24 protein-coding genes are annotated in these 25,165 nt (G+C 55.5%); 10 read left to right on the plus strand and 14 right to left on the minus strand.

From position 1 onward, the window contains the following. Positions 1-168 precede the first annotated feature (168 nt). Positions 169-909, plus strand: coding sequence for an HTH-type transcriptional regulator MlrA (gene mlrA, locus AC2FAP_RS09970; protein ID WP_410380966.1), 741 nt, complete (start codon positions 169-171; stop codon positions 907-909). Between the two features lie 69 nt (positions 910-978). After that, positions 979-1,092 carry a protein YohO gene (locus tag AC2FAP_RS09975; RefSeq protein ID WP_010433613.1) on the plus strand — a complete coding sequence of 38 codons (114 nt, stop codon included), beginning with the start codon at positions 979-981 and terminating at the stop codon, positions 1,090-1,092. Here AC2FAP_RS09975 and AC2FAP_RS09980 read toward each other — a convergent pair. The 5 genes from AC2FAP_RS09980 to bglX all read right to left on the minus strand — a co-directional run bounded on the left by AC2FAP_RS09980 (position 1,067) and on the right by bglX (position 7,262). Next, positions 1,067-1,804, minus strand: coding sequence for an ABC transporter permease (locus tag AC2FAP_RS09980; protein ID WP_049022978.1), 738 nt, complete (start codon positions 1,802-1,804; stop codon positions 1,067-1,069). The two genes, AC2FAP_RS09975 and AC2FAP_RS09980, sit on opposite strands and share 26 nt — an antisense overlap. After that, positions 1,788-2,738, minus strand: a complete 951-nt coding sequence (locus tag AC2FAP_RS09985; RefSeq protein ID WP_049022979.1) for an ABC transporter ATP-binding protein — start codon at positions 2,736-2,738, stop codon at positions 1,788-1,790. The genes AC2FAP_RS09980 and AC2FAP_RS09985 overlap by 17 nt, the downstream gene beginning before the upstream one ends. Then, positions 2,731-3,888 carry an ABC transporter permease gene (locus AC2FAP_RS09990; RefSeq protein ID WP_193162491.1) on the minus strand — a complete coding sequence of 386 codons (1,158 nt, stop codon included), beginning with the start codon at positions 3,886-3,888 and terminating at the stop codon, positions 2,731-2,733. The genes AC2FAP_RS09985 and AC2FAP_RS09990 overlap by 8 nt, the downstream gene beginning before the upstream one ends. Positions 3,889-3,900: 12 nt before the next feature. Continuing rightward, positions 3,901-4,818, minus strand: coding sequence for a glycine betaine ABC transporter substrate-binding protein OsmF (gene osmF / locus AC2FAP_RS09995; protein ID WP_014170886.1), 918 nt, complete (start codon positions 4,816-4,818; stop codon positions 3,901-3,903). 146 nt (positions 4,819-4,964) lie between these two features. Next, positions 4,965-7,262 carry a beta-glucosidase BglX gene (gene bglX / locus AC2FAP_RS10000; RefSeq protein WP_449541831.1) on the minus strand — a complete coding sequence of 766 codons (2,298 nt, stop codon included), beginning with the start codon at positions 7,260-7,262 and terminating at the stop codon, positions 4,965-4,967. A 189-nt stretch (positions 7,263-7,451) separates the two neighbouring features. Here bglX and dld point away from each other — a divergent pair, with 189 nt between their 5' ends. Together dld and AC2FAP_RS10010 are read left to right on the plus strand one after the other, a co-directional pair. Further along, the gene (dld, locus tag AC2FAP_RS10005; protein ID WP_448868534.1) at positions 7,452-9,200 is read left to right on the plus strand and encodes a D-lactate dehydrogenase; all 1,749 of its coding nucleotides are present in this window, start codon (positions 7,452-7,454) and stop codon (positions 9,198-9,200) included. A 111-nt stretch (positions 9,201-9,311) separates the two neighbouring features. Beyond that, complete coding sequence (locus tag AC2FAP_RS10010) at positions 9,312-9,866, plus strand: GNAT family N-acetyltransferase (protein ID WP_020883208.1); 555 nt, start codon at positions 9,312-9,314, stop codon at positions 9,864-9,866. Positions 9,867-9,932: 66 nt separating this feature from the next. Here AC2FAP_RS10010 and pbpG read toward each other — a convergent pair whose 3' ends face one another. Beyond that, positions 9,933-10,856 carry a D-alanyl-D-alanine endopeptidase gene (gene pbpG / locus AC2FAP_RS10015; RefSeq protein ID WP_014170890.1) on the minus strand — a complete coding sequence of 308 codons (924 nt, stop codon included), beginning with the start codon at positions 10,854-10,856 and terminating at the stop codon, positions 9,933-9,935. Positions 10,857-11,023: 167 nt separating this feature from the next. After that, complete coding sequence (locus tag AC2FAP_RS10020; protein WP_449541830.1) at positions 11,024-11,611, minus strand: Yip1 family protein; 588 nt, start codon at positions 11,609-11,611, stop codon at positions 11,024-11,026. A 157-nt stretch (positions 11,612-11,768) separates the two neighbouring features. Here AC2FAP_RS10020 and AC2FAP_RS10025 point away from each other — a divergent pair, with 157 nt between their 5' ends. Beyond that, entirely contained in the window at positions 11,769-12,341 is a 573-nt protein-coding gene (locus tag AC2FAP_RS10025) for a DedA family protein (protein ID WP_138614376.1), read from the plus strand. Positions 12,342-12,383: 42 nt separating this feature from the next. Here the strand turns inward: AC2FAP_RS10025 and AC2FAP_RS10030 are convergent, their stop codons facing one another. Together AC2FAP_RS10030 and mdtQ are read right to left on the minus strand one after the other, a co-directional pair. After that, positions 12,384-13,148, minus strand: coding sequence for an SDR family oxidoreductase (locus AC2FAP_RS10030; RefSeq protein ID WP_020883205.1), 765 nt, complete (start codon positions 13,146-13,148; stop codon positions 12,384-12,386). Positions 13,149-13,198: 50 nt separating this feature from the next. Further along, the gene (mdtQ, locus tag AC2FAP_RS10035; RefSeq protein ID WP_449541829.1) at positions 13,199-14,608 is read right to left on the minus strand and encodes a multidrug resistance outer membrane protein MdtQ; all 1,410 of its coding nucleotides are present in this window, start codon (positions 14,606-14,608) and stop codon (positions 13,199-13,201) included. 203 nt (positions 14,609-14,811) lie between these two features. Between mdtQ and yohP the strand changes: the two genes are divergently transcribed. After that, a complete protein-coding gene (yohP, locus tag AC2FAP_RS10040) occupies positions 14,812-14,895 on the plus strand; it encodes a small membrane protein YohP (protein WP_015572324.1) in 84 nt (27 codons plus the stop codon). Between the two features lie 38 nt (positions 14,896-14,933). Here yohP and AC2FAP_RS10045 read toward each other — a convergent pair whose 3' ends face one another. From AC2FAP_RS10045 to dusC, 5 genes are all read right to left on the minus strand, one after another. Next, positions 14,934-16,328, minus strand: coding sequence for a glycoside hydrolase family 1 protein (locus tag AC2FAP_RS10045; protein ID WP_449541828.1), 1,395 nt, complete (start codon positions 16,326-16,328; stop codon positions 14,934-14,936). Positions 16,329-16,340: 12 nt separating this feature from the next. Further along, positions 16,341-18,194: a PTS beta-glucoside transporter subunit IIABC gene (bglF, locus tag AC2FAP_RS10050; protein WP_449541827.1), complete on the minus strand. Its 1,854-nt coding sequence runs from the start codon at positions 18,192-18,194 to the stop codon at positions 16,341-16,343. A 136-nt stretch (positions 18,195-18,330) separates the two neighbouring features. Further along, on the minus strand, positions 18,331-19,164 hold the full coding sequence (licT, locus tag AC2FAP_RS10055) for a BglG family transcription antiterminator LicT (protein ID WP_014170897.1): 834 nt from the start codon (positions 19,162-19,164) through the stop codon (positions 18,331-18,333). 166 nt (positions 19,165-19,330) lie between these two features. Next, positions 19,331-20,686, minus strand: coding sequence for a carbohydrate porin (locus tag AC2FAP_RS10060; protein WP_485452917.1), 1,356 nt, complete (start codon positions 20,684-20,686; stop codon positions 19,331-19,333). A gap of 313 nt (positions 20,687-20,999) precedes the next feature. Further along, complete coding sequence (gene dusC / locus AC2FAP_RS10065; RefSeq protein WP_050737101.1) at positions 21,000-21,932, minus strand: tRNA dihydrouridine(16) synthase DusC; 933 nt, start codon at positions 21,930-21,932, stop codon at positions 21,000-21,002. Between the two features lie 194 nt (positions 21,933-22,126). Here dusC and AC2FAP_RS10070 point away from each other — a divergent pair, with 194 nt between their 5' ends. The 4 genes from AC2FAP_RS10070 (at position 22,127) to sanA (ending at position 25,078) form a co-directional block, all read left to right on the plus strand. Then, on the plus strand, positions 22,127-22,525 hold the full coding sequence (locus AC2FAP_RS10070) for a CidA/LrgA family protein (RefSeq protein ID WP_020883202.1): 399 nt from the start codon (positions 22,127-22,129) through the stop codon (positions 22,523-22,525). Further along, a complete protein-coding gene (locus tag AC2FAP_RS10075; RefSeq protein WP_059306318.1) occupies positions 22,522-23,217 on the plus strand; it encodes a CidB/LrgB family autolysis modulator in 696 nt (231 codons plus the stop codon). The genes AC2FAP_RS10070 and AC2FAP_RS10075 overlap by 4 nt, the downstream gene beginning before the upstream one ends. Positions 23,218-23,346: 129 nt before the next feature. After that, positions 23,347-24,231, plus strand: a complete 885-nt coding sequence (gene cdd / locus AC2FAP_RS10080) for a cytidine deaminase (protein WP_449541826.1) — start codon at positions 23,347-23,349, stop codon at positions 24,229-24,231. Positions 24,232-24,358: 127 nt separating this feature from the next. After that, positions 24,359-25,078: an outer membrane permeability protein SanA gene (gene sanA / locus AC2FAP_RS10085; RefSeq protein WP_014170903.1), complete on the plus strand. Its 720-nt coding sequence runs from the start codon at positions 24,359-24,361 to the stop codon at positions 25,076-25,078. Positions 25,079-25,165 lie beyond the last annotated feature (87 nt).

Genomic DNA, 25,165 nt, shown 5'->3' on the forward strand with positions numbered 1-25,165 from the left:
AACTTTCTTTGAAGCGCGGCAAAAAAGCTGCAATTCGTGCCCGGCATCACACCTTTTGCCGAACCTAACGCCTGCTTCGCATTATTCGTGCAAAAAACAACCATTTCTTCCTGGTTCAGTAAACAGGGACTACAGTTAAGCTGGGGACGCGTAAGCCAGGGGGCGAATATGGCGCTTTACACAATCGGTGAAGTGGCACTCCTTTGTGATATCAATCCCGTCACGCTACGGGCATGGCAGCGACGGTATGGATTACTCAAACCGCAGAGAACGGACGGAGGCCATCGTCTCTTCAACGATGCCGATATCGACCGGATCCGCGAGATCAAAAGCTGGATCGATAACGGTGTGCAGGTTGGCAAAGTGAAATCCCTGCTCAGCCATGACGATCCTGACACGCAGCTTCTCTGGCGCGAACAACAGGAAACGTTGCTGCGCCTTCTGCAGGCGGGCAATCTGCAGCGCCTGCGCGCATGGATAAAAGAGCAAGGGCGCGATTATCCCGCGCAAACGCTGATCACGCATCTTTTCATCCCGCTCCGTCGACGCCTGCAGTGCCAGCAGACCACCCTGCAGGCGCTGCTGAGTATGCTCGACGGCGTCCTGATCAACTATATTGCCGTCTGCCTTGCCTCGGCGAAGAACAAGCACGGAAAAGACGCGCTGGTGGTCGGCTGGAACGTGCACGATACTACTCGTCTGTGGCTGGAGGCCTGGATTGCCACCCAGAATGGCTGGCGCGTTGACGTCCTTGTGCACTCGCTGGCGCAATTTCGCCCTGAATTGTTCGACGGCCAGACCCTGCTGGTCTGGTGCGGAGAAGTGCCTTCCGCCTCGCAGCAACAGCTGATGACGGAATGGCGTGAACATGGTTACCCGGTTTACTCGCTTGGCCCGCAAGAGCCGTAACGGCATTTAATGGTTCATTAACAGCTGCGCTTCACCGTATAATTGTTCCGTTAACAACAGGAGCACATGATGAAGGCAACCAAACTGGCCGTAATTACCCTTTTTGTTCTGATGGCCGTAAGCGGTATCGGCGGCGTGATGCTGGCCGGGTATTCGTTTATTGTTCGTGGCGGTGTCGGCTGAGATACTGCGCCAGACGCTCAAAAACGCGATCGACGACGATTGCCGCCAGCGCGACCAGCAACGCCCCCTGCACAATATAGGCCGTATTGAACCCGCTTAAGCCGATGATAATCGGCGTTCCCAGGGTGTTGGCCCCCACCGTCGACGCAATGGTCGCCGTCCCGATATTGATGATCACCGACGTACGGATCCCGGCAAGGATGACCGGTGCCGCCAGGGGGAGTTCAACTTTGCGCAGCCGCTCTGCATGACTCATCCCCATCCCTTCAGCGACGCTCAGTACCGACGCAGGTACCGCCGCAATACCGGCCAGCGTACCCTGCAGAATGGGCAACACACCGTATAAAATCAGCGCAATGATGGCCGGTTGCTGACCAAAACCCATCACCGGCACTGCAATCGCCAGCACCGCCACCGGCGGAAACGTCTGGCCAATCGCCGCAATGGTCTCCACCAGCGGGCGAAACTCCCGGCCCGCGGGGCGCGTGACCGCGATGCCCGCCCCCACGCCCAGTACAATAGCGACGGCACTTGAGAGCACCACCAGCCAGAGATGGGCCAGGGCAAGATTAATAAAACTCTCCTGCTGATACACCGGGCGCGGCAAGTCGGGGAAGAGCGTGCTAAACAGCGCCGCGCTGTGCGGCATCAGCAACAGCAAAGCGACAAAGAGCACGACCAGCCAGAACAGCGGATCACGAAGTGCCTTCACGTGTCACCTCCCCTGCCAGCAGATCGCGAAAATGCAGGGTGCCACTTGGCGCGCCCCGGGCATCCGCAACGGGCAACACTTCACACTGACGGGCAACAAACGCCGAAAGCGCATCCCGCAAGCTCATCTGTTCCTGCAGAGGCTCGCCACGCACCGTCGCGTCCTGTCGACGCATATAGTCGCTGACCGTACGCAGCGAGAGCAGCCTGACGCCCAGCTCGCTGTGGCCAAAAAACTCACGCACAAAATCGTTTTTCGGCCAGGTCAGCAGCTCAAGCGGCGTCCCCTGCTGCACCACCTCACCATGGTCCATCAGCACCAGATGGTCGGCCAGACGCAGCGCCTCATCAATATCGTGCGTCACAAGAATGATTGTTCGCCCCAGAATGCGATGAATGCGGGTCATTTCCGCCTGCAGTGCGGCGCGCGTGACCGGATCCAGCGCGCCGAAGGGTTCATCCATCAGTAACACCTGCGGATTGGCCGCCAGCGCACGCGCCACGCCCACCCGCTGCTGCTGGCCTCCGGAAAGCTGGTGCGGGTAGCGGTCACGCAGCGCAGGTTCTAACCCGAGCAGAGACATCAGTTCATCAACCCGGTCGGCAGTTTTTGCCCGCGACCATTTCTCCAGCTGCAGAACGGTGGCGATGTTCTGCGCGACCGTCCAGTGCGGAAACAGGCCGATGGACTGGATGGCATACCCCATACGACGACGCAGCTCCAGCACAGGCAGGCTGCGGATCTCCTCTCCGGCAAAGCGGATCAGACCGCTGTCATGTTCAACCAGGCGGTTAATCATCTTCAGGGTGGTGGATTTTCCCGACCCCGATGTGCCAATCAGCACGGAAAATGCGCCCTCGGCAAAATTCAGGTTGAGATGGCTTGCCGCCGGACGACCCGCAAAGGTTTTACTGACATCGTGAAATTCAATCATTGGCTCTTCTCCTGAGCAGCGCGAGCCATAAGGCAAACAGCGCGTCGATGACAACCGCCAGCGCAATCGTGGGCACCACGCCCAATAACACCAGGTCCAGGGCGCTACTCAACAGCCCCTGGAAAACCAGCGCGCCAAAGCCGCCCGCGCCGATCAGCGCCGCAATCACCGCCATGCCAACGGTTTGCACCGCCACCACCCGCAGGCTGCGCAGCAGCAGGGGCAAAGCCAGCGGCAGCTGGATCTTCCAGAAACATTGTCTCGCGCTCATCCCCATTGCATGGGCACTTTCCAGCACGTCCGGCGCGACCTGGCTCAGCCCGGCCACCACACCGCGCACCAGCGGCAGCAGCGCATAGAGCACCAGCGCGATAAGGGCTGGCGTTAAACCGGTTCCGGCGATCCCCATCGTTCCCAGCACCGGGAACGACTTCACCAGCCCGGCCAGCGGAGCAATCAACAGGCCAAACAGAGCGACGGACGGGATAGTCTGAATCACATTCAGTACGGCAAACACCCCGCCCTGACGTGAAGGGTGGCGATAGCACCACATACCCAGCGGTATGCCGAGCAGTAAGGCCGGGATCAGGGTGCCAAACAGGATCGTGAGGTGTTGCGCCAGGGCGTCATTAAACACCTCCTGACGGTTGGCGTACTCTTTTAACAGCGAGAGATTATTCAGCTCACCGCTAAACAGCAGCAGCAATGGAATACACCATATCTGGGCATTGAGTATCCAGCGCCAGACGGATGTTGAGATAAGACGGCGAATAGCATCGCTGCAGGCCAGCAGACACAGCGCCAGCCAGAGCCACAAACCGCTACCCACAGAGGTTCTTGCCAGCGGACTTTCCGCCGAGGTCATGTGCGTTGCTGCAAGTCCGCCTCCCCAGAACAAGGCGATAAACAGCCCTTCACAAAGCAGCAGCGTCAGCCACTGAGCCTTGCGTCCTTGCCAGAGCGACAACGCAACCCACGCGCCCAGCGCCGTCACCAGTAACCACGGCGTAAATGACCAGACCTGCCAGAGCGAGCGACTCTCCCCCGACATCAGGCGATTCGGGGCCACATTCACAAACGGTAACGCGACCGCCGCGATGGCCACACAGGCCAACAGCAGCAGTACGCGGTTATGACATTTTATTGGCACAGCCCTGTCCTGTTACTTCACAAGCCCTTGTTGTTTCAGGAAATCGGCGGCCACTTTTTTGGCATCCAGTCCCTCAACGGCAATGCTGGCATTCAGCTGTTGCAGCGTTTTTGCATCCAGCTTTTCGAAGACCGGTTTGAGCCATTCAGCAATATCCGGGTACGCTTTAAGTACCGCTTCCCGCACGACAGGTGCCGGGGCGTAAATCGGCTGGACGCCTTTTGGATCGGTTAAGGTTTGCAGGCCAAGCGCCGCGACCGGGCCGTCGGTGCCGTAAGCCATCGCCGCATTAACGCCCGACGTTTGCTGCGCAGCGGCTTTGATGGTCACCGCGGTATCACCGCCCGCCAGAGAGAGCAGCTGGGCCTGATCCAGTTTGAAATCATAGGCTTTTTCAAACGCCGGCAGCGCATCCGGACGCTCAATAAACTCAGCGGAAGCCGCAAGCTTAAAGTCACCCTTCTCTTTCAGGTAGCGACTCAAATCCGCAAGCGAGGTCAGCTTTCCTTTCTCCGCCACGTCCTTGCGCACCGCGATGGTCCAGGTATTGTTGGCCGGCGCCGGCGTCAGCCAGACCAGCTTATTTTGCTCAGCGTCGAGTTTTTTGACTTTTTCATACCCGGCTTTGGCATTTTTCCACGCCGGATCGTTTTCATCTTTGAAGAAGAACGCGCCGTTGCCGGTGTATTCCGGGTAGATATCCAGCTCGCCGGAGGTAATCGCGCCGCGTACCACAGGCGTGGTTCCCAGCTGGACTTTATTGACGGTTTTAACACCGTGGCTTTCCAGTACCTGCAGAATAATGTTACCGAGCAGCGCACCTTCGGTATCTATCTTGGAACCCACTTTTACCGGTTCTGCCGCCTGTAATGGCAGACTCAGCGCCGCCAGTAACACCGCTGAACCCAACATCCCCTTTGCAATCGTCATTCCACTGTCCTCATTTTTTTGCTGCCTTTTTCAGAGGCTTGAGAGAAAAGCGTAGCTTAAAACGGCGGAATTAACCGTCAAAATGCCTTTTTAACATAAGGTAAGACGCATCCCCCGCAAAGCGGGGGATGCAAGGGAGGGAAACGTCAGAGCAGCTCGAACTCGCCTTTATTTACGCGAGCGGAATCGACCCCGATAAAGACGTTAAACTTGCCTGGCTCCGCATCATATTTCATCTGCTGGTTCCAGAACTTCAGCGCATCCACGTCGATGGGGAAGCTGATGGTTTTGGTTTCGCCCGGCTTCAGGTTGACCTTCTCGAAGCCACGCAGCTGTTTCACCGGACGGCTCATGGAGGCGGTAACATCCTGGACGTACATCTGAATGACCGTTGCCCCTTCGCGTTTACCGGTGTTGCTCACCTCGACGCTTGCGGTAACTTTGCCGTCACGCTTCAGGGTCGGCGCAGACATTTTGACGTCAGAAACCTTGAAGGTGGTGTAGCTCAAACCGTAACCAAACGGATACAGCGGGCCGTTCGCTTCATCGAAGTAACGGGAGGTGTACTTATTCGGTTTGTCGGCGTTGTACGGCCGGCCGGTATTCAGGTGGCTGTAGTAAACCGGGATCTGCCCGACCGAACGCGGGAAGGACATTGGCAGCTTGCCTGACGGGTTGTAATCGCCAAACAGCACGTCGGCAATCGCATTACCGCCTTCGGTACCGGCGAACCAGGTTTCCAGGATCGCGTCGGCCTGCTGGTCTTCTTTGACCAGCGCCAGCGGACGACCGTTCATCAGCACCAGCACCAGCGGCTTGCCAGTCGCCTTCAGGGCGGCAATCAGATCGCGCTGGCTTTGCGGAATGGTGATGTCGGTACGGCTGGAGGCCTCATGCGCCATCCCTTGCGCTTCACCCACTACCGCGACAACCACGTCAGATTGCTTAGCGGTGTTCACCGCTTCATCAATCATCTCTTTCGGCGAACGCGGATCGACCTTCACCGCCTCTTCGTACTGATTGAGGAAGGTGACAATGTCTTTATCGTTGGTGACGTTCGCCCCTTTGGCGTAAACCACTTTCGCGTTCTCACCCACGGCGTTCTTGATACCGGTCAGCACCGTGACGGACTGATCGGCCACCCCCGCTGCAGACCAGCTCCCCATCACGTCGCGCTTGCTGTCAGCCAGCGGGCCCACCACGGCAATGGTGCCGGATTTCTTCAGCGGCAGCGTGTCGAGGCGGTTTTTCAGCAGCACCAGACTTTCGCGTGCCACATCGCGGGCCTCTTTGCGGTGCAGACGACTTTCCGCGTTGGTGTCCGCCGGGTCAGAATCTTTCGGCCCCAGGTGGCTGTACGGGTCGTTAAACAGCCCCATATCATATTTCACGTTCAGCACGTGGCGCGTGGCGTCATCCAGCTCCGCCATGGTCACCTTACCGCTCTTCACCAGCCCCGGCAGGTATTTACTGTAGTACTCGTCGCTCATGCTCATGTTGATGCCGGACTTGAGCGCCACGCGTACCGCATCTTCCGGATCGGAGGCGGTACCGTGCTTAATGAGCTCTTTAATGGCGCCGTGGTCAGAGACGGTAATGCCCTTAAAGCCCCACTGGTCACGCAGAACGTCTTTCAGCAGCCACGAATCGGAGGTCGCCGGCGTGCCGTTGAGGGAGTTCAGCGCCACCATCACCGCGCCGCTGCCGGCATCCAGCCCCGCTTTGTACGGTGGCATGTAGTCGTTGAACAGCCGCTGCGGGCTCATATCCACGGTGTTGTACTCTTTACCCCCTTCCACGGCGCCATAGGCCGCGAAGTGTTTGACGCTGGTCATCACCGCGTAGCGATCTGCCGGGCTCTTACCCTGCATCGCTTCCACCATGGTTTTCCCCATCGTGGCTGTTAAATAGGTATCTTCACCGAACCCTTCTGAGCCGCGGCCCCAGCGCGGATCGCGGGAGACGTCCACCATCGGTGCCCAGGTCATATTCAGGCCATCATCCGCCGCTTCATAGGCGGAAACGCGCCCCACGGTTTTCACCGCATCAAGGTTAAAGGACGATGCCAGACCAAGGCTAATCGGGAAGACGGTACGCTGACCGTGCACCACGTCATAGGCGAAGAACAGCGGAATTTTCAGACGGCTGAGTTCCATCACCTGATCCTGCATTTTGCGGATATCCTGGCGGGTGACGGTGTTAAAAATAGCCCCGACCTGCCCGTCTTTGATCATCTCGCGGATGGCCTCTTTCGGGTTATCCGGGCCGACGCTGATAAGACGCAACTGGCCAATTTTCTCATCGACCGTCATTTTCTTGAGCAATTCCGTGACAAACGCGTCCCGGGCTTCAGGCGTGAGCGGGTGATTGCCAAACAAATCCTCTGCCAGCGCAGGTTGCAGCGCCAGGCTGACGGCGACACCTACAGAACATAGCCATTTCATGTCGTTTTACTCTCTCATCAATAACCGCCGGAAGAACTCGGCCAGACCGTGCGAAAAGCGCAGTGTGCCACAAACCCTCAGAACGTTGCAGGGTTATTCTCTGATTTTTCTCGTGAATACTAGACCGCTTAACAGTTAATCGCGCTATGCTTTACAGCGAGAAATTTGCCCCACCACAAGGAGTGGAAGATGTCTTCTGTTCGAACTCACGATAACACGACGTTTATTAACGAACTGTCGCGCCTGGTTGGCTCCTCTCACCTGCTTACCGACCCGGCAAAAACCGCCCGCTACCGTAAGGGCTTTCGTTCCGGTCAGGGCGAGGCGCTGGCGGTGGTGTTTCCCGGCACGCTGCTTGAACTCTGGCGCGTCCTGAGCGCCTGCGTGGCCGCCGACAAAATTATTCTCATGCAGGCGGCTAACACCGGTCTGACGGAAGGCTCAACGCCGAACGGCAACGATTACGATCGTGACATCGTGATCATCAGCACCCTGCGTCTCGACAAACTGCATCTGCTGGATAAAGGCGAGCAGGTGCTCGCGTTCCCTGGCACGACGCTCTACTCCCTTGAAAAAGCGCTTAAGCCGCTGGGACGCGAACCGCATTCGGTCATTGGCTCATCCTGTATTGGCGCCTCCGTGATCGGCGGGATCTGCAATAACTCCGGCGGTTCGCTGGTGCAGCGCGGCCCGGCTTACACCGAGATGTCACTTTTTGCCCGTATCGACGAAAATGGCAAGCTGACCCTGGTCAACCATCTGGGTATTGATCTTGGCGTTACGCCGGAGCAGATCCTGAGTAAGCTCGACGACGATCGGGTGAAAGATGAAGACGTCCAGCACGACGGTCGTCATGCTCACGACCACGATTACATCACCCGCGTGCGGGATATCGAAGCGGATACCCCGGCACGTTACAACGCCGACCCTGACCGCCTGTTTGAATCTTCGGGCTGTGCGGGCAAGCTGGCTGTTTTTGCCGTGCGCCTCGACACCTTCCCGGCCGAGAAAAAACAGCAGGTGTTCTACATCGGCACCAATCAGCCGGACGTGCTGACCGAGATCCGTCGTCATATTCTGGGCGAGTTCGCTCACCTGCCGGTGGCGGGCGAGTACATGCACCGTGATATTTACGACATCGCGGAACGCTACGGCAAAGATACGTTCCTGATGATCGACAAGCTCGGCACCGATAAAATGCCGTTCTTCTTCACCATGAAGGGCCGTACCGACGCGATGCTGGAAAAAGTGCCGCTGTTTAAACCCCACTTTACCGACCGCTTTATGCAGAAACTGGGCAACGTCTTCCCGTCACATCTGCCGGAGCGGATGAAAACCTGGCGCGATAAGTACGAGCATCACCTGCTGCTGAAAATGGCCGGGGACGGAATTGCCGAAGCGCAAACCTGGCTCAGTGAATTCTTCAAAACTGCCGAAGGCGATTTCTTTGCCTGTACCCCTGAAGAGGGCAGCAAAGCCTTCCTGCACCGTTTCGCCGCTGCAGGTGCCGCCATTCGTTATCAGGCGGTGCATTCAGACGAGGTGGAAGACATTCTGGCGCTGGATATCGCCCTTCGCCGCAACGATAACGAGTGGTTTGAACACCTGCCGCCGGAAATTGACAGCAAGCTGGTCCACAAGCTCTATTACGGCCACTTTATGTGCTACGTCTTCCACCAGGATTACATCGTTAAGAAAGGGGTGGATGCGCACGCGCTGAAAGAGCAGATGCTCGCGCTGCTGCACGCGCGAGGCGCACAATATCCTGCGGAACATAACGTGGGGCATCTTTATAAGGCTCCTGACGCACTTAAGCAGTTTTATCGCGAGAATGACCCCACAAACAGCATGAACCCCGGCATTGGTAAAACAACGCGGAATAAATACTGGAAAGAGAGTCCTGACGCGGAGCAGCCCGTGACGCAAGCGTCTGATTAATTCCCACAGCCAAATTTGAGAGATTGTTAAGCGCGCCTTAATCGTACTAGAGTAGCGTTCTGTCGCCGGAGAAACGTTTCTCCGGCATCTGTTACGAGGAGCAGGCACATCATGTCGGCTGTTGATATTTTATCCGAAACCGAAGTGGAAGTGCGCGATGCCCTTCCCGACGATGTGCATGCTATCGCCGCTATCTACGCCTGGCATGTGCTTCACGGGCGCGCATCCTTTGAAGAAGTTCCCCCCACCATTGATGAAATGCGTCAGCGAATGAAAAGCGTGGCCGAGAATGGCTTACCGTGGCTTGTCGCGCTGTACCGCGGCATCGTCGTAGGCTACTGCTACGCGACGCCTTACCGTCCGCGCCATGCCTATCGCTACACTCTGGAAGAGTCGATTTACGTGGATGCGAGTACTACCGGTCGTGGTTTTGGCTCCGTCCTGATGGATGCGCTGATCGCCCGCTGCGAGCAAGGACCGTGGCGGCAGATGATTGCCGTTGTGGGGGATGGCAACAACAATGCCGGCTCGTTACGGTTGCATAAGAAATACGGCTTCGAAATCGTCGGTCAGTTACGCAGCGTCGGGTATAAGAAAGGTGACTGGCGGGATACGGTGATCATGCAGCGCTCACTCAATGACGGAGACTGGACGCTGCCGGAGTAAGACGCAGCGAGGTCTGTTGCCCTCTCCCGCGGGAGAGGGCGAAAACACAGTCATCAGCAATCCGGCTCAGTCGTTCTGGGCGGTTGCCATCTGCTCTGCTTTCTGCTTTTTGTAGGTCAACGCCGCGGCCGGTACCGGCTGCACTTTCCCCGTCTCAATCCAGGTACGCAGTCGGCTTGCATCCGCGAAGTGGGTGTATTTGCCAAAGGCATCCATCACCACCAGCGCCACCGGTTTACCGTTGAATACGGTACGCATCACCAGGCAGTGTCCCGCCGCGTTAGTAAACCCGGTTTTCGTTAACTGAATATTCCAGTTATCCCGGTACACCAGATGGTTAGTATTACGGAACGGCAGCGAATAGGCCGGGTTCGCAAAGGTCGCCATCTCTTCACGGGTCGTACTGAGCTGACCAATCAGCGGGTACTGTTTGCTGGCAATCAGCAGTTTTGTCAGGTCGCGGGCCGTGGAGACGTTGTGAATCGACAGGCCAGTCGGCTCGACGTAACGGGTATTGGTCATCCCCAGCGATTTGGCTTTTGCGTTCATAGCACGAATAAATGCGTCATAGCCACCCGGATAGTGGTGGGCCAGGCTCGCCGCCGCGCGGTTTTCAGAAGACATCAGCGCCAGCAGCAGCATGTTTTTACGGCTGATTTCGCTGTTCAGTCGCACGCGGGAGTAGATCCCTTTCATCTCCGGCGTATGGCTGATATCCACTTTCAGTTTTTCGTCCAGCGGCAGATGTGCATCAAGCACCACCATCGCGGTCATTAATTTGGTAATCGAGGCGATCGGGCGTACCAGATCCGGATGGCTGGCGTAAATCACCTTATTGGTGTTGAGATCAACAATCATCGCACTGCCGGAAGCGATTTGCGGCTGGGCAGCAGCGGTGGTCACGGCGGGCGTTTTGGCGATCGCTGGCGCGGCAGCGGACGCTCCCAGCAACAGGGCCAGGCTAAGTAAAGAGACTCGGAATTTCAGCATGGTGAGACTTCTGATAATTATTCACGCACGTTATGACGTACACCGCCTGTGTCGATGGAGAAACGCAGGCTGGCTTCGGCATCATAGCGGTCACCGGGCTTTGTCGCCAGAGGATAATCGTGAACAGATGCTGCATTGCTGGCATTTACGCCAGCAATGCAGTGAGCCTAGAAGAGACGGTATCCATAACCCCACAGAATAACCGTCAGAGCCAGTAGCGCTTCCAGCACCAGCACGCCGATGGCGAGCGTTGAACTGGAGAAGCTCAGGCCCTCTTCTTTATTGATATTGAGGAAGGTTGGTACCCCCAGATACAGCAGATAACCGGTGTAAAAGAGGGCAATAGTACCGATCAGCGCGCACAACCAGACCAGTGGATACAGCGCCACAATACCGCTTAAGAACAGCGGCGTCGCGACATACCCGGCGAAAACCATACAGTCTGCCAGCGATGGACGTTGCGGATAGTTACGCGCCATCCAGTGAATGACACGCCCCATGACAGCCACACCCGCCAGCATCAGGCCATAAAAGAGAATGGCCAGTGAAAGACCGGTAAACCAGGAAAGCTGAACCACGGTGCCATCACCAAAGTTCCAGCCGATTTGTGTTGTGCCAATAAACGCGCAGATTACAGGCACCGCTGCCATCAGCAGCACATGATGCGTGTAATGATGCGAGACCGTTTCGTTCTCCGTTTTGATGACATGCATTTCACGATCGGGATGGGAGAAAAGTCCCCAGACATGGTTCATAACGCCCCCTTGTTGTCGGCCCGTCAGCGATATCTTAAGTATAATGCAGGCCTGAGATTATTTTATGTACAGTGGGAAATTTCCGTTGATTGCCCCGTTATTGATTCATGGGGTATATGATTAACCGAGGCATAATAAGGGAGATGACATTGACGTAATGGATATCAACAGTCTTATTGAACACTATGGATACGCTGCACTGGTCGTTGGCAGCGTGGCGGAAGGAGAAACCATCACGCTGCTCGGCGGGGTGGCCGCGCATCAGGGGTTACTCAAATTCCCACTCGTTGTTGCCGCAGTCGCACTCGGCGGGATGATTGGCGATCAGCTGCTCTACTTTCTGGGACTGCGCTTTGGCCCTACGCTTTTGAAGCGCTTTTCAAAGCACCGCAAGAAAATTCACCGCGCCCAACGGCTTATCCAGCGTCACCCTTACCTGTTCGTGATTGGCACCCGTTTTATGTACGGCTTTCGGATTATCGGCCCGATACTGATTGGCGCCAGCCATTTACCGCCGAAAATTTTCCTGCCGCTGAACATTCTTGGCGCGATTGCCTGGGCCCTGATCTTTACCACGCTCGGTTATGTGGGTGGAGAAGTGATTGGTCCGTGGCTGCATAATGTTGACCAGCATCTGAAGCACTGGGCATGGGTTATCCTGATTGTCGTGGTGGTAATTGCTGTCCGGATGTGGCTGAAGCATCAGGAAAAGACGCGGGATGAAGAGTAAGTGCAATGGCGCCCTCTCGCACAAAGAGAGGGCGAAAAGTTTCTACCCGGCGGGCTTAAATTGTGGATTCGCCAGCATAAAACCGCCGTCGACAATAAATGATTGCCCGGTAGCATAGCTGGCGTCACCGTCACACAGCCACGCCACCAGGCTGGCAATCTCTTTGGTATGCCCCGGCCGCGCGAGCGGGATCGCGGGCATCGAACCAGCCTTCACTTCACTGTCGTCCATATCATTCATTGGCGTGGCAATGGCACCTGGCGCAACGGCATTCACCAGGATGTTATGCTCGACCAGCTCCAGCGCCATGGATTTGGTTAATCCGCCCAGGGCATGCTTGGCCGCCGTATACGCACTGGCATCCGGTAAAGGCGTGTGTTCATGCACCGAGGTAATGTTCACAATTCGCCCCCCTTCTCCCTGCTTCACCATCTGACGCGCAGCGATCTGTGAACAGAGAAACGCGCCATCCACGTCAACGGTAAAAATCCCCCGCCACTCCTCAAACGGCATGTCGAGAAACGGCGCTTTGGTCATCGCCCCGGCATTGTTGACCAGCACGTCCAGCCGACCAAAGCGCGTAATTAACGTTTCAATGGCCTGCGCCCCCTGCGGGAGAGTGCTTAAATCAAGTTGAACCGCCTCTGCACGCCGCCCCTTCGCCTCGACTTCGCGGCAGGTTTCCAGCGCACCTTTTTCGTCGGAATGCCAGGTGACGCCGATATCAAACCCTCGTTCAGCCAGCATCAGGGCCGTGGTTTTCCCAATCCCGGAATCCGATGCGGTAACAATCGCGACTTTGGTCATACTCACCTCCAGAAAAGCTGCAAAGAGGTAAGTATAGATAATCGCGCTTTTTAGCCCTGATGATAGCCGCCACCCAGCGCCGAGGTCAGCTGCAGCGTGGCGTCAACGTACTGGCCTTTGAGCATCACCCCGGTGAGCTGCTCCCTGAGGGCCGGTATTCTGGCCTCACTCACGCGGGAGCCGGCGATAATGCCGGCGCGAAAGCGGGCCTGAGCCAGTGCAACAACGCGGGCAGCCTCTTTTTCGACACGCTGCTGGTGCTGGTTTTTGGCGGTCAGTGTTTCGACTTCGCTGGCCGTGCGCGCCACCTGATTCACCGCATCCACCACCGCTTTGTTATAACGCGCGACGGAGAGATTGTTCTGCGCCTGGGCAATATCCAGCTCGGCGTTTAGCCTGCCGCTGTCGAAAATGGGCAGCGTCAGACCGGCGGTGACGCCCATCTGCTGCGCAGAAGAGCGGAACAAATCGCTCAGGTGCAGGGCATCCTGCTGTAAGAAAGCCATCAGATTCACATCGGGATAGAAGGCTGCTCTGGCGGCCTCAACGTCACTCATGGAGGCCTCGATATACCAGCGAGCCTCCTGCAAATCCGGTCGACGTGCCAGCAGTTCATACCCCAGCGTGGCCGGGAGCGAGGCTTCTACCGTGGGTAAGGCGTGGCGTGTAAGCGTCACTGAGGGGGTGTTCGTCAGGGCGCTCAGACGCGCCTCAACGGCTTTCATTTTTCCGTTCACTTCTGCCAGTTGCTCGTCAGTTTTGCTGGCGTTGATGTCGGTTTCGACGCCCTCTACGGAAGAGGTGATCCCATGCTGATACAGTTCGCGGTCGGCTGCAATAATCGTGTCCTGCTGGTGTTTAATCTCCGTGAGAAAATCCCCCACCGCGGCCTGGGTTTGCCACGCCCAGTAAAGACGTGCGACGCTGCTGGCAAGCAGTTGCCGGGTTTGCTCAAGCTCCGCTTTTTGCGCGTTTACCCGGCCAATTCGGGCTTCAACCCGTGCACGATTTTTCCCCCACAAATCGAGATCCCAGCCCGCGCTCAGACCAAAAGTACCGTTGGTGTACCACGGCCCGGTGGTTCCCGCCGCCGGATCGGTTATCGCAAAGGGCCCCATCAGCCCCTCGGCCGACATTTTTTGCCGTTCAGCATCCGCTGAGAAATCAATTTCCGGCCCTCCGGCGGCCAGGGTGGCTTTTGCCTGCGCTTCCGCCAGCGTGATGCGCTGACGGGCAATTTGCATATCCGGCGCATCGTTCAGCGCCTTCGCAATCAGCGAATTGAGTTCAGGATCGTTATACGTTTTCCACCATGCATCTTTCGGCCACGCGGTATGGCTCAGCGTAGTATTCACCGCAGCCGTTGTTGATTGCATATTTACAGGGGAAACCGAGGCATGTTCCGGCGCGCAGGCCACCAGAATAAAAACCAGGGGAATACTCAGAGATAAAGGTTTCATTACGCCATTCACGCAAAAAATAAAGGCGCAACTTACGCCAGACGTCGCTCTTTTTTTTAGTAACGCGTGGCAACCCGCAATTTGTCATACATTTTCATACTCAGAAAATTATTCATCATAAGAATGAATTAAATGAGTGAATTCATCTTCATTATAAATTCACTGCTACACTTACTTTCGACAAACAGACGCGGGAGAAGCGAATGAAAATATTATTGTGGGTTATTTTAATTATATTTCTGATAGGGCTGCTGGTGGTAACCGGTGTATTCAAGATGATTTTCTGATTTCATTGCCCGGCTCAGCGCCGGGCAAATTCACATCATTATGCTTTCAGGGAAGCGCCTTTTGTGGCAATAACCTCTTTATACCAGTAGAAGCTTTTCTTACGACTGCGCGCTAACGTCCCTTTTCCACTGTCATCACGATCGACATAAATAAAGCCATAACGTTTTGAGAGTTCTGCTTTAGACGCACTGACCAGATCGATCGGCCCCCAACTGGTGTAACCCATTACCTCCACACCATCTTCAATGGCTTCACGCACCTGTACCAGGTGGTCGTTAAGGTAGCTGATGCGGTAATCATCCTGCACTACGCCGTCAGCATCCGGCGTGTCTTTCGCGCCCAGACCGTTTTCCACGATAAATAGCGGCTTCTGATAGCGATCCCAGAGCACGTTCAGCAGGGTACGCAGGCCGACAGGGTCAATCTGCCAGCCCCACTCGGAACTAGCCAGATGCGGGTTAGGTACCATGCTAAGGATATTGCCCCGAGCCTGCTGATTAAGCGCCTCATCCGCGGTGACACATCCCGTCATGTAGTAACTGAACGAGATAAAATCGACGGTCGATTTCAGCGCCTCACGATCGGCATCGGTGATATCAATCTGGATATCGTTATCGCGGAAGAAGCGCTGCATATACCCCGGATAAACACCACGGCACTGCACATCGCCAAAGAATTGCCAGGCGCGGTTTTCCTGCAGTGTTTCCAGGACATCTTCCGGCTTGCAGGTCAGCGGATACATCAGACCGCCCAGCAACATGTTGCCAATCCGGGCGTCTGCAATGATCTCATGGCAGGCTTTCACTGCCAGCGCGCTAGCCACCAGTTGATGATGGATAGCCTGATACACCTCACCTTTGCTGCTGGTTTCCGGCAGGCCGACGCCGGTCATCGATGCATGCAGAGACATATTGATCTCATTGAACGTCAGCCACAGCTTTACCTTCGTTTTGTAGCGCGTAAATACGGTACGGGCATAGCGCTCAAAGAACCCAATGGTCTGACGGCTGGCCCAGCCTCCGTACTGCTTCACCAACCCCCACGGCATTTCGTAATGCGACAGTGTGACAAGCGGCGTGATGTTGTGCGCGGCCAGTTCGTCAAACAGTTTGTCGTAAAAAGCCAGCCCCGCTTCGTTAGGGTGCTGCTCGTCGCCGTTCGGGAAAATGCGTGTCCAGGCAATGGAAACGCGCAGGCAGCTAAAGCCCATCTCGGCGAACAGTTTGATGTCCTCGGGGTATCGATGATAGAAATCAATCGCGATATCCTTGATGCCGCTGTCGCCCTCGACGCGCTCAACCACCGGGCCAAAAACTCCCTGCGGCTGGACGTCAGAGGTGGACAACCCTTTACCGTCTTCCCGATAAGCGCCTTCTACCTGATTCGCGGCAACCGCACCGCCCCATAAAAAATCATCCGGGAAAGTCTTCATTCCATTCTCCTGTTATTGATGGTTTACGCTGAGTAACGGTGCTCCCGCATTCACGGAGGTTGTCGCCACGGTCACCACTTCGCGGTACTCGTCGCTATTACTGATAATAATCGGGGTCGCCAGGTCGTATCCGGCATCGATAATCGCCTGACGATCAAACTCCAGCAGCAGATCCCCCGGCTGTACCTTGTCCCCCACCTTCACATGGGCGGTAAATGGCTTGCCGTCGAGCTTCACGGTGTCGATACCTACGTGGATTAACACTTCAATACCGTTGTCACTGAGCAGGCCGATGGCGTGTTTGGTCTGGAAAAGCGAAGCTACAACGCCAGCAAAAGGGGAAACCACTTTGTTATCTGAAGGAATAATGGCAACCCCGCTGCCCAGCAGGCCGCTGGCAAAAGTGGTATCCGGCACGTGATCGAGCGCCAGAACGGTACCGGTCATCGGGGATAACACGTCGTTTTCTCCGACCGACACTGCAGACTCAGGCATTGTGCGCCCCGGCATACCGGCCACCAGTGTCAGGCCACAGCTCAGTACCAGCGCAACCACCGTACCAATAACGCCGCCCCACAGCGTGGCATTCACCCCACCCGGCGGGATCATTTGTGCGATGGTAAAGATATTCGCGAAGCCGAAGGAATAAACGTGGGTATCGCTGAAGCCGACAATCGCCCCGCCGATAGCACCAGCGACACAACCAAAGATAAACGGACGGCGCAGCGGCAGGTTTACGCCATACACGGCTGGCTCGGTGATGCCAAAGATCCCGGCCGTGACGGATGAGCCTGCCAGCATTTTCTGGCGGGCATCGTGGGTACGCAGGAAAATGCCCAGCGCCGCACCCACCTGACCAAATACTGCTGGCAGCAACATGGGCAGCATCGAGTCATGCCCCAGTACCGCCAGGTTATTAATCATCAGCGGCACCAGCCCCCAGTGCAGGCCAAAAATTACGCATACCTGCCACAGTGCCCCCATTGCCGCCCCCGCCAGCCACGGTGCCAGCACATAGATCCCCTGATAGCTGTTCGCCAGTATCTGACTCAGCCAGGTCGCCAGCGGACCAATGACCAGGAACGTCAGTGGAACAGTAACGCCTAAACAGATCAGCGGAGCGAAGAAGTTTTTCATCGATGATGGCAGCCACCTGGTGCTCTGCTTTTCCAGCCAGCAGCTTACCCACGAGGCGAGAATAATCGGGATCACCGATGTGCTGTAGTTGAACCAGGTAACCGGAATACCAAGAAAGGCTTCCGATACCGCCCCCGGCTGTTGGCTCGCATTAAAGGCGGCGATCATCATCGGATGGGTAAGCGCCCCGCCGATCACCATGGTAATAAACGGGTTGCCGCCGAATTTTTTCCCGGCCGTATAGCCCAGCACCAGCGGGAAGAAGAAGAACAGCGCGTCGCTTGCGGCAAACCAGATTTTATAGGTGCCACTTTCAGTCGTGAGCCAGCCGCAAACTACGGCCAGCGCAAGCAGCCCTTTTAAAATACCGGACGCAGCAAGGATGCCAATAAAAGGCGTGAAGATCCCGGAAACAATGTCGATCAGACGGCCCAGCAGGTTGCCTTTTTCCGTCTTATCGTCCACCGCAGGGGTATCATCTGTCAGCCCTGCTTCCTTGCGTACCGCCAGCCACACATCATGCACATGGTTACCAATCACTACCTGAAACTGACCGCCGCTTTCGACTACCATGATCACCCCCGGGTTTTTCTTTAACCCTTCCGCATCCGCTTTTTGATTCTCTTTCAGTTTGAAGCGAAGCCGGGTGGCGCAGTGAACAAGGCTGACGATGTTCTCTTTCCCGCCAACGTGCCCGAGAATATCCTGTGCTAAAGCCTGGTATTCCATCTCGATTTCCTTACATCCGATGCCCGAAGGCACCTGTTGACTGAGTACAAAATAAAAAAACCCGAGAACGGTCTTTTTTCACAGACCGCACCCGGGTTTTGCCTGCATTATGCAGTAACAATCCCATTGTTGAGGCTTAGCGCCCCTCTTTTCTTACCCGCTCAATATGAATCGCGAGGAACATAATTTCTTCGGTTGTCAGCTCACGCTGATAGCTCTTATTCAGATGCTGCGCGATTTTCTCTGCGCATTTCCAGGCTTTCGCGTAATTGTCCTTTACCGCCGTATGCAACGAAACATCATCATCTTCTACCACGGTGCGGGTAAGCATCCGCTGAGCAAAAAATTTCAGATGGGTGACAAAACGCTGATAACTGAGCGACTCTTCGTCATACTCAAGCTGTAGCTGATACTTCACCAGTTGCAGGATCTCCTGCATCACCCGCGTCACGTGCATCACTTCCGGCATTTCGCTATTCAGTTGCGCCGTCACCAGATGCAGCGCGATAAACCCGGCTTCATCCTCCTCGAGTTCAACATTCAGGCGTTTGGCGATAATGGCCCGCGCCTCCTGCCCTAATTCGAACTCCTTCGGATAGAGACGTTTAATATCCCACAGCAGCACATTTTTGATTGCCAGCCCTTTCTTTTGGCGTTCAATCGCAAAGTAGCAGTGGTCCGTTAAGGTGATATACAAACTGTCCTGCAGTTTCCCCAGCCGCTGCGCTGCCTGCCCAATAATGCAGTCACAGGTGGTCATCACCTCAAGCGGGATCTGGCTCAGCAGCTCTCCGAGTCGACGCATCAACTCATCGCTTTGTAATGCAAACACCTTTTCAATAAGCGCGGTATCCAGTTCATCACCGACGCGTTTCTGGAACCCCAGCCCACGCCCCATCACGACCTGTTCACATCCGCGTTCATCCTGAACAACCACCACATTATTATTAAGAATTTTGGCGATTTTCATCGGAACCCCAGAAACAAAAAAACCTGACCTCCGGCAGATGCCAGAAAATCAGGTTTTGCCTGCCTAAGCAGTAACAATCCAGTTCTGGCACTCTATCAGTTTCATTCGTAGCCTCAATATGTCACGAGTAAGAAACGTGACGCAGATCGAACTTGAGACGGTGATCTCAGAAGGTCACCACCGTTTTCAGCTCGGTTACCCAGGCATCCTGCGTGCGGGAAACCCCACCAGGATGGTGCCAGTATTGAATGCCCGGCTGTAGCTCCAGCCATGACAGCGGACGAAAGCGATAGTAGAACTCACCGTTCAGCGAATGGTCCGGCACAGGATGGTATGCCGGATCGTTATAATCGGAAGCCCCGCTCAGGCTGTTCAGGTAACGTTGATTGCGTGCGTACTGGCTGCTCATATCAATCCAGGTCAGACCGAAGCCAATCCAGTCTTGTGGACGCGCATCAAACAACCCACGGTATCGCAGTGAGGCTGCGTATACCTGGTGCATAGAGTTCGTGCGTTGATCGGCAAGACTCATGCTGAAAGAGGCGCTCAACCCACGATTCGGATCATTTTGATGTTGGGTCAGTTGCTGGTTTAGCCCGGCATACATAAACCAGGTGCGGTTGTGCTTATCAAATCCATCCGGGTCGCTCGCACCCGCCCCACCGGATTTACCCCGGTAAAGATCGGTTTGCGGCGCATTGGTAAACACTACGCCCAGATTGTACGCGCCCGGCAGACCGTTGATATGCGGACGCGCTTCGATTTCAACCGGGAGTAATATTCCTTTGCTGCCCTTTGTTGACCAGCTCCAGGCATGGCTGCGGCTTGACGCATCCGGGTTTTGCTCCATCACACCGCCTTTTATGGTCAGCGTGGGCGTTACTTTATACGCTAGCGTGGAGCCCCAGGTATGCACGTTCCAGTTATTCCAGGTCAGTGAGTTGGCAGATTTCCCGCCGCACTGCGAGAGCAACTGGAAGTCACACGGAATGATTTGATCAAAGGTTTGCACTTTGTTCATCATCCCGATGCGCCAGGTCAGACGCCGATCGTCAAAACTGCGGGCAAAGGTGAGCCAGCCCAGGCGGGTAATGGACTGCCCTCCCCAGCTTTCCTGAGTCAGGTCGTTAAAGTTAACGCGCGGATCCTGGACACGCCTGGTGGTGAGATCGTCATTGTGGTTACGGTTGACGATATTTCCTTCGATCCGCGCATCCGGCACGCCTGTCCAGCGCTCCAGATCCTGATTAAAGGTCAGCGCAAACTGATCAATATACGCCACGTGAGAATCATGGTTATAGCCGCCACCTCCGTTCCAGGCGATTTCGTTCAGATAGCCCAGATTATAAGTAAACCCGTTATCGTTAATGATCTTGCGGATGCCGCCCATATCGCCCAGGAGAGGGTCCGGTGGCGCATCAAAACCTAACACCGTTCCATTCCATTCCTGTGCCCCTGATAAAGAGGGGAATGTTATTAAAGCGAGCGCGCACAGTGTAGTGTGTATATTTTTATATGCCATCATAACAACCTGTGAGTGAGTATTGAGTGCGTAAGCCGTCGCAGGAAAATTCTCTTTTCCTGTCGCGATTTAATTATTCATTTCAGTGAAAGACGTCAGTAAAAATTGTTAAGCCAAATTTCTCTCCTGCGTAAATAACAGGCAAAAAAAAACCTAAGCGCTCCACAGCGATACGTGCTGTGAAACGCTTAGGTTTTGCCTGTTAACCAGTAACAATCCTGCGTTGAATACAGTGGCACCTTAACATCGTGGCGTCACGTTGAAAACCTGCTTTGTTTTATATTTTAAAAAAGTGTGAGCAAATTAACGCTTATTATTTGGACTGAATCACCCGTGCAATATCAGCGGAAGTCTGCAGCGTGCGGATCTCCTGAAATAACCCCAGCGCTTCACTGTACTCTTTGCGTAAATAACTGAGCCACTGCTTAATTCGCGCGACGTGATATAACCCGGTATCACCCTGTTTTTCGAGGCGACTGTATTTTTTCAGCAGCGCGACCACATCGGCCCACGGCATACGTGGTTCGTTATATTTAATCACCCGGCTGAGGTTTGGTACGTTAAGCGCGCCGCGGCCAATCATCACCGCATCGCAGCCAGTCTCTTTCAGGCACGCCTGCGCGCTTTCGTAATCCCAGATTTCGCCGTTGGCAATAACGGGAATGGTGAGTCTTTTGCGGATCTCGCCAATCGCCTGCCAGTTAATACGTTCGGCTTTATAGCCATCTTCTTTGGTGCGGCCATGCACCACCAGCTCAGTGGCCCCGGCCTGCTGCACGGCATCGGCAATCTCAAATTGCCGCGCGTCGCTGTCCCATCCCAGACGCACCTTTACCGTCACCGGCAGATGCGACGGTACAGCCTCACGCATGGCTTTTGCGCCACGGTAAATCAGCTCCGGATCTTTCAGCAAGGTGGCGCCGCCGCCGCTGCCATTCACCAGTTTTGATGGGCAACCGCAGTTGAGATCAACCCCAAAGGAACCAAGCTCTACGGCACGAGCCGCGTTCTCCGCCAGCCATTCGGGATACTGACCCAATAGCTGAATGCGCACCAGCGTGCCGGAAGAGGTGCGGCTCTGATGATGCAGTTCCGGGCAAAGGCGATAGAATGATTTTACTGGCAACAACATATCGACCACGCGCAAAAACTCCGTCACGCAGAGATCGTAGTCGTTCACCTCGGTCAGAAGCTCGCGCACGAGAGAGTCGAGCACGCCTTCCATTGGGGCCAGTAAAACACGCATAGCAGTACCTGTGAAAAAAGACGCGCTATAGTAGCCGCTCTCCCGGCATGAGGAAAGCCCGGTGGTTGACCCGGTGAGGTTATACCAGACGTTCCATTTCGGAATGTCTGGTATGCTCAAAATTCATGATGTGATCCGTGGCACATTTTTAGGTTTAATTGTATGATGAATGCGTTTCATCAAGGACTTTCACCATGAGAAAATCATTGAACATTATCTGGCAATATCTTCGCGCATTCGTCCTGATTTACGCCTGCCTGTATGCCGGAATCTTTATCGCATCCCTGCTTCCCATCACCATTCCCGGCAGCATCATCGGAATGTTGATCCTCTTTGTTTTGCTGGCGTTGCAAATTTTGCCTGCCAGATGGGTTAACCCTGGCTGCTTTGTCCTTATTCGCTATATGGCGCTGCTGTTCGTGCCTATCGGCGTCGGGGTTATGCAGTATTTTGATTTGCTCCAGGCGCAATTCGGACCCATTGTGGTGTCCTGCGCGGTCAGTACGCTGGTGGTTTTCCTGGTAGTAAGCTGGAGTTCGCATCTGGTGCATGGCGAACGTAAAGTGGTTGGGCAGAAAGGAACAAAACAATGATGGCCAATATCTGGTGGTCGCTGCCGTTAACGCTGGTAGTGTTCTTCGCCGCACGCAAACTCGCCGCACGTTTCAAAATGCCGTTACTTAATCCGCTGCTGGTGGCGATGGTGGTGATTATCCCGTTCCTGCTTCTCACCGGCATTCCTTATGAACGCTACTTTGCCGGCAGCAAAATTTTGAACGACCTTCTGCAGCCCGCCGTGGTGGCGCTCGCCTTTCCTTTATATGAGCAATTGCACCAGATCCGCGCCCGCTGGAAATCCATCATTACCATCTGTTTTGTCGGGAGCCTGGTGGCGATGATCACCGGCACCTCGGTGGCGCTGTTGATGGGCGCGTCTCCACAAATTGCGGCCTCTATTCTGCCTAAGTCGGTCACCACGCCTATCGCGATGGCCGTGGGCGGCAGCCTGGGGGGGATTCCGGCCATCAGCGCCATGTGTGTGATATTCGTGGGGATCCTCGGCGCGGTCTTTGGACATACCCTGCTGAATGCGATGCGTATCCATACCAAAGCGGCACGAGGTCTGGCGATGGGTACCGCGTCGCACGCCCTGGGCACCGCGCGCTGCGCTGAACTGGATTATCAGGAAGGGGCGTTTAGCTCACTCGCACTGGTGATCTGCGGGATTATCACCTCCCTGCTCGCACCGTTTATTTTCCCGCTGATTGTGGCGGTCATGGGTTAAAATTTGCGATGCGTCGCGCAAATTTCATTTTGTTTTCATAAGTTGCATACATAATGAGAAGTGGATCACATATAAAGCCCCAGCGGCTCCGTAAACTACCGATCCATTAACCTTTATGAGGCAAACGCCATGCATCCACGTTTTCAAGCTGCTTTCGCCCAGCTTGCAGAGAATGTGCAATCAGCTCTGGCCCCGATTCTGGCGGATGAGCATTTCCCGGCCCTGCTGACGGCTGAACACGTCACGGCACTGAAAGAAGCCACAGGGCTGGACGACGACGCGCTGGCCTTCGCGCTGCTGCCGCTGGCGGCAGCCTGCGCCCGCGCCGATCTCTCTCATTTCAACGTCGGTGCGATTGCACGCGGCGTAAGTGGAACCTGGTACTTCGGTGGCAACATGGAGTTCCTCGGCGCGACCATGCAGCAGACCGTTCACGCGGAACAAAGCGCCATCAGCCACGCCTGGCTGCGCGGTGAACAAGCGCTGAGCGCCATTACCGTTAACTACACCCCTTGCGGCCACTGCCGCCAGTTCATGAACGAGCTGAACAGCGGGCTGGAGTTACGCATCAATCTGCCAGGCCGTGCGCCGCATACCCTCGGGGATTACCTGCCTGACGCGTTTGGTCCGAAAGATCTCGACATCAAAACGCTGCTGATGGATGAACAGGATCACGGTTTTGCCCTATCCGGCGATGCGCTGAGCGAAGCCGCGATTCGTGCGGCGAACAAGAGTCACACGCCATACAGTCACTCCCCAAGCGGTGTGGCGCTGCAGTGTCGTGATGGTCGCATCTTCACCGGCAGCTATGCCGAAAACGCCGCCTTTAACCCGACGCTGCCACCGCTTCAGGGCGCCCTGAATTTGCTGAGCCTCAATGGCTATTACTACCCGGACATTCAGCGCGCGATTCTGGCAGAGAAAGCCGACGCGCCGTTGATCCAGTGGGATGCCACCGCCGCAACGCTGAAAGCGCTCGGTTGCTCAACTATTGACCGTGTTTTGCTTGCGTAATGCCTCCGGCGGGCAGAAATGCCCGCCGCTTTGCTGAAAAACCCCTCAGTTGATTCGCTGTTTCTTGCGCTAACCAGGCGGGTAAAGTAGCCTGAGTTAAATTTCACCTTCGGTACGAGCCATCTGCATGTTAAAGCGCGCTTTTTACAGCCTGTCTGTCCTGGTCGGCATACTGCTGTTGATCGTGCTGGGTCTTGATCGCTGGATGAGCTGGAAAACGGCTCCGTATATCTTTGACGACCTGCAGGACCTGCCCTATCGTCAGGTCGGCGTTGTGCTGGGTACCGCCAAGTATTACCGCACCGGGGTGATTAATCAGTATTACCGTTACCGTATTCAGGGCGCACTGAACGCGTATAACAGCGGCAAAGTGAATTACCTGCTGCTGAGCGGCGATAATGCGCTGCAAAGCTATAACGAACCGGTCACCATGCGCAAAGACCTGATTGCCGCTGGCGTCGATCCGGCCGATATCGTGCTCGACTACGCCGGGTTCCGCACTCTGGATTCCATCGTGCGTACGCGCAAGGTGTTCGACACCAACGATTTCATCATCATTACCCAACGCTTCCACTGCGAACGGGCGCTGTTTATCGCACTGCATATGGGTATTCAGGCACAGTGCTACGCTGTGCCGTCGCCTAAAGATATGCTGAGCGTCCGCGTACGTGAGTTTGGCGCGCGTTTTGGCGCCCTGGCCGATCTGTACATCTTCAAACGTGAACCGCGTTTTTTAGGTCCGCTGGTACCCATTCCGGCGATGCATGAAGTGCCGGAAGATGCGCAGGGCTACCCGGCCGTCACGCCAGAACAACTGCTTGATATGCAGAAAAAAGAGAAAAAATAGCCTCGCCTTTATACTTTCTTTATACCGGGCGTAACGCTTTTTATCCCGCCTTTACGCCGCCCCTTTTAAGCTGAGTTCACTGCCGCT

The sequence above is a fragment of the Enterobacter cloacae complex sp. 394I7 genome, from assembly GCF_057320345.1.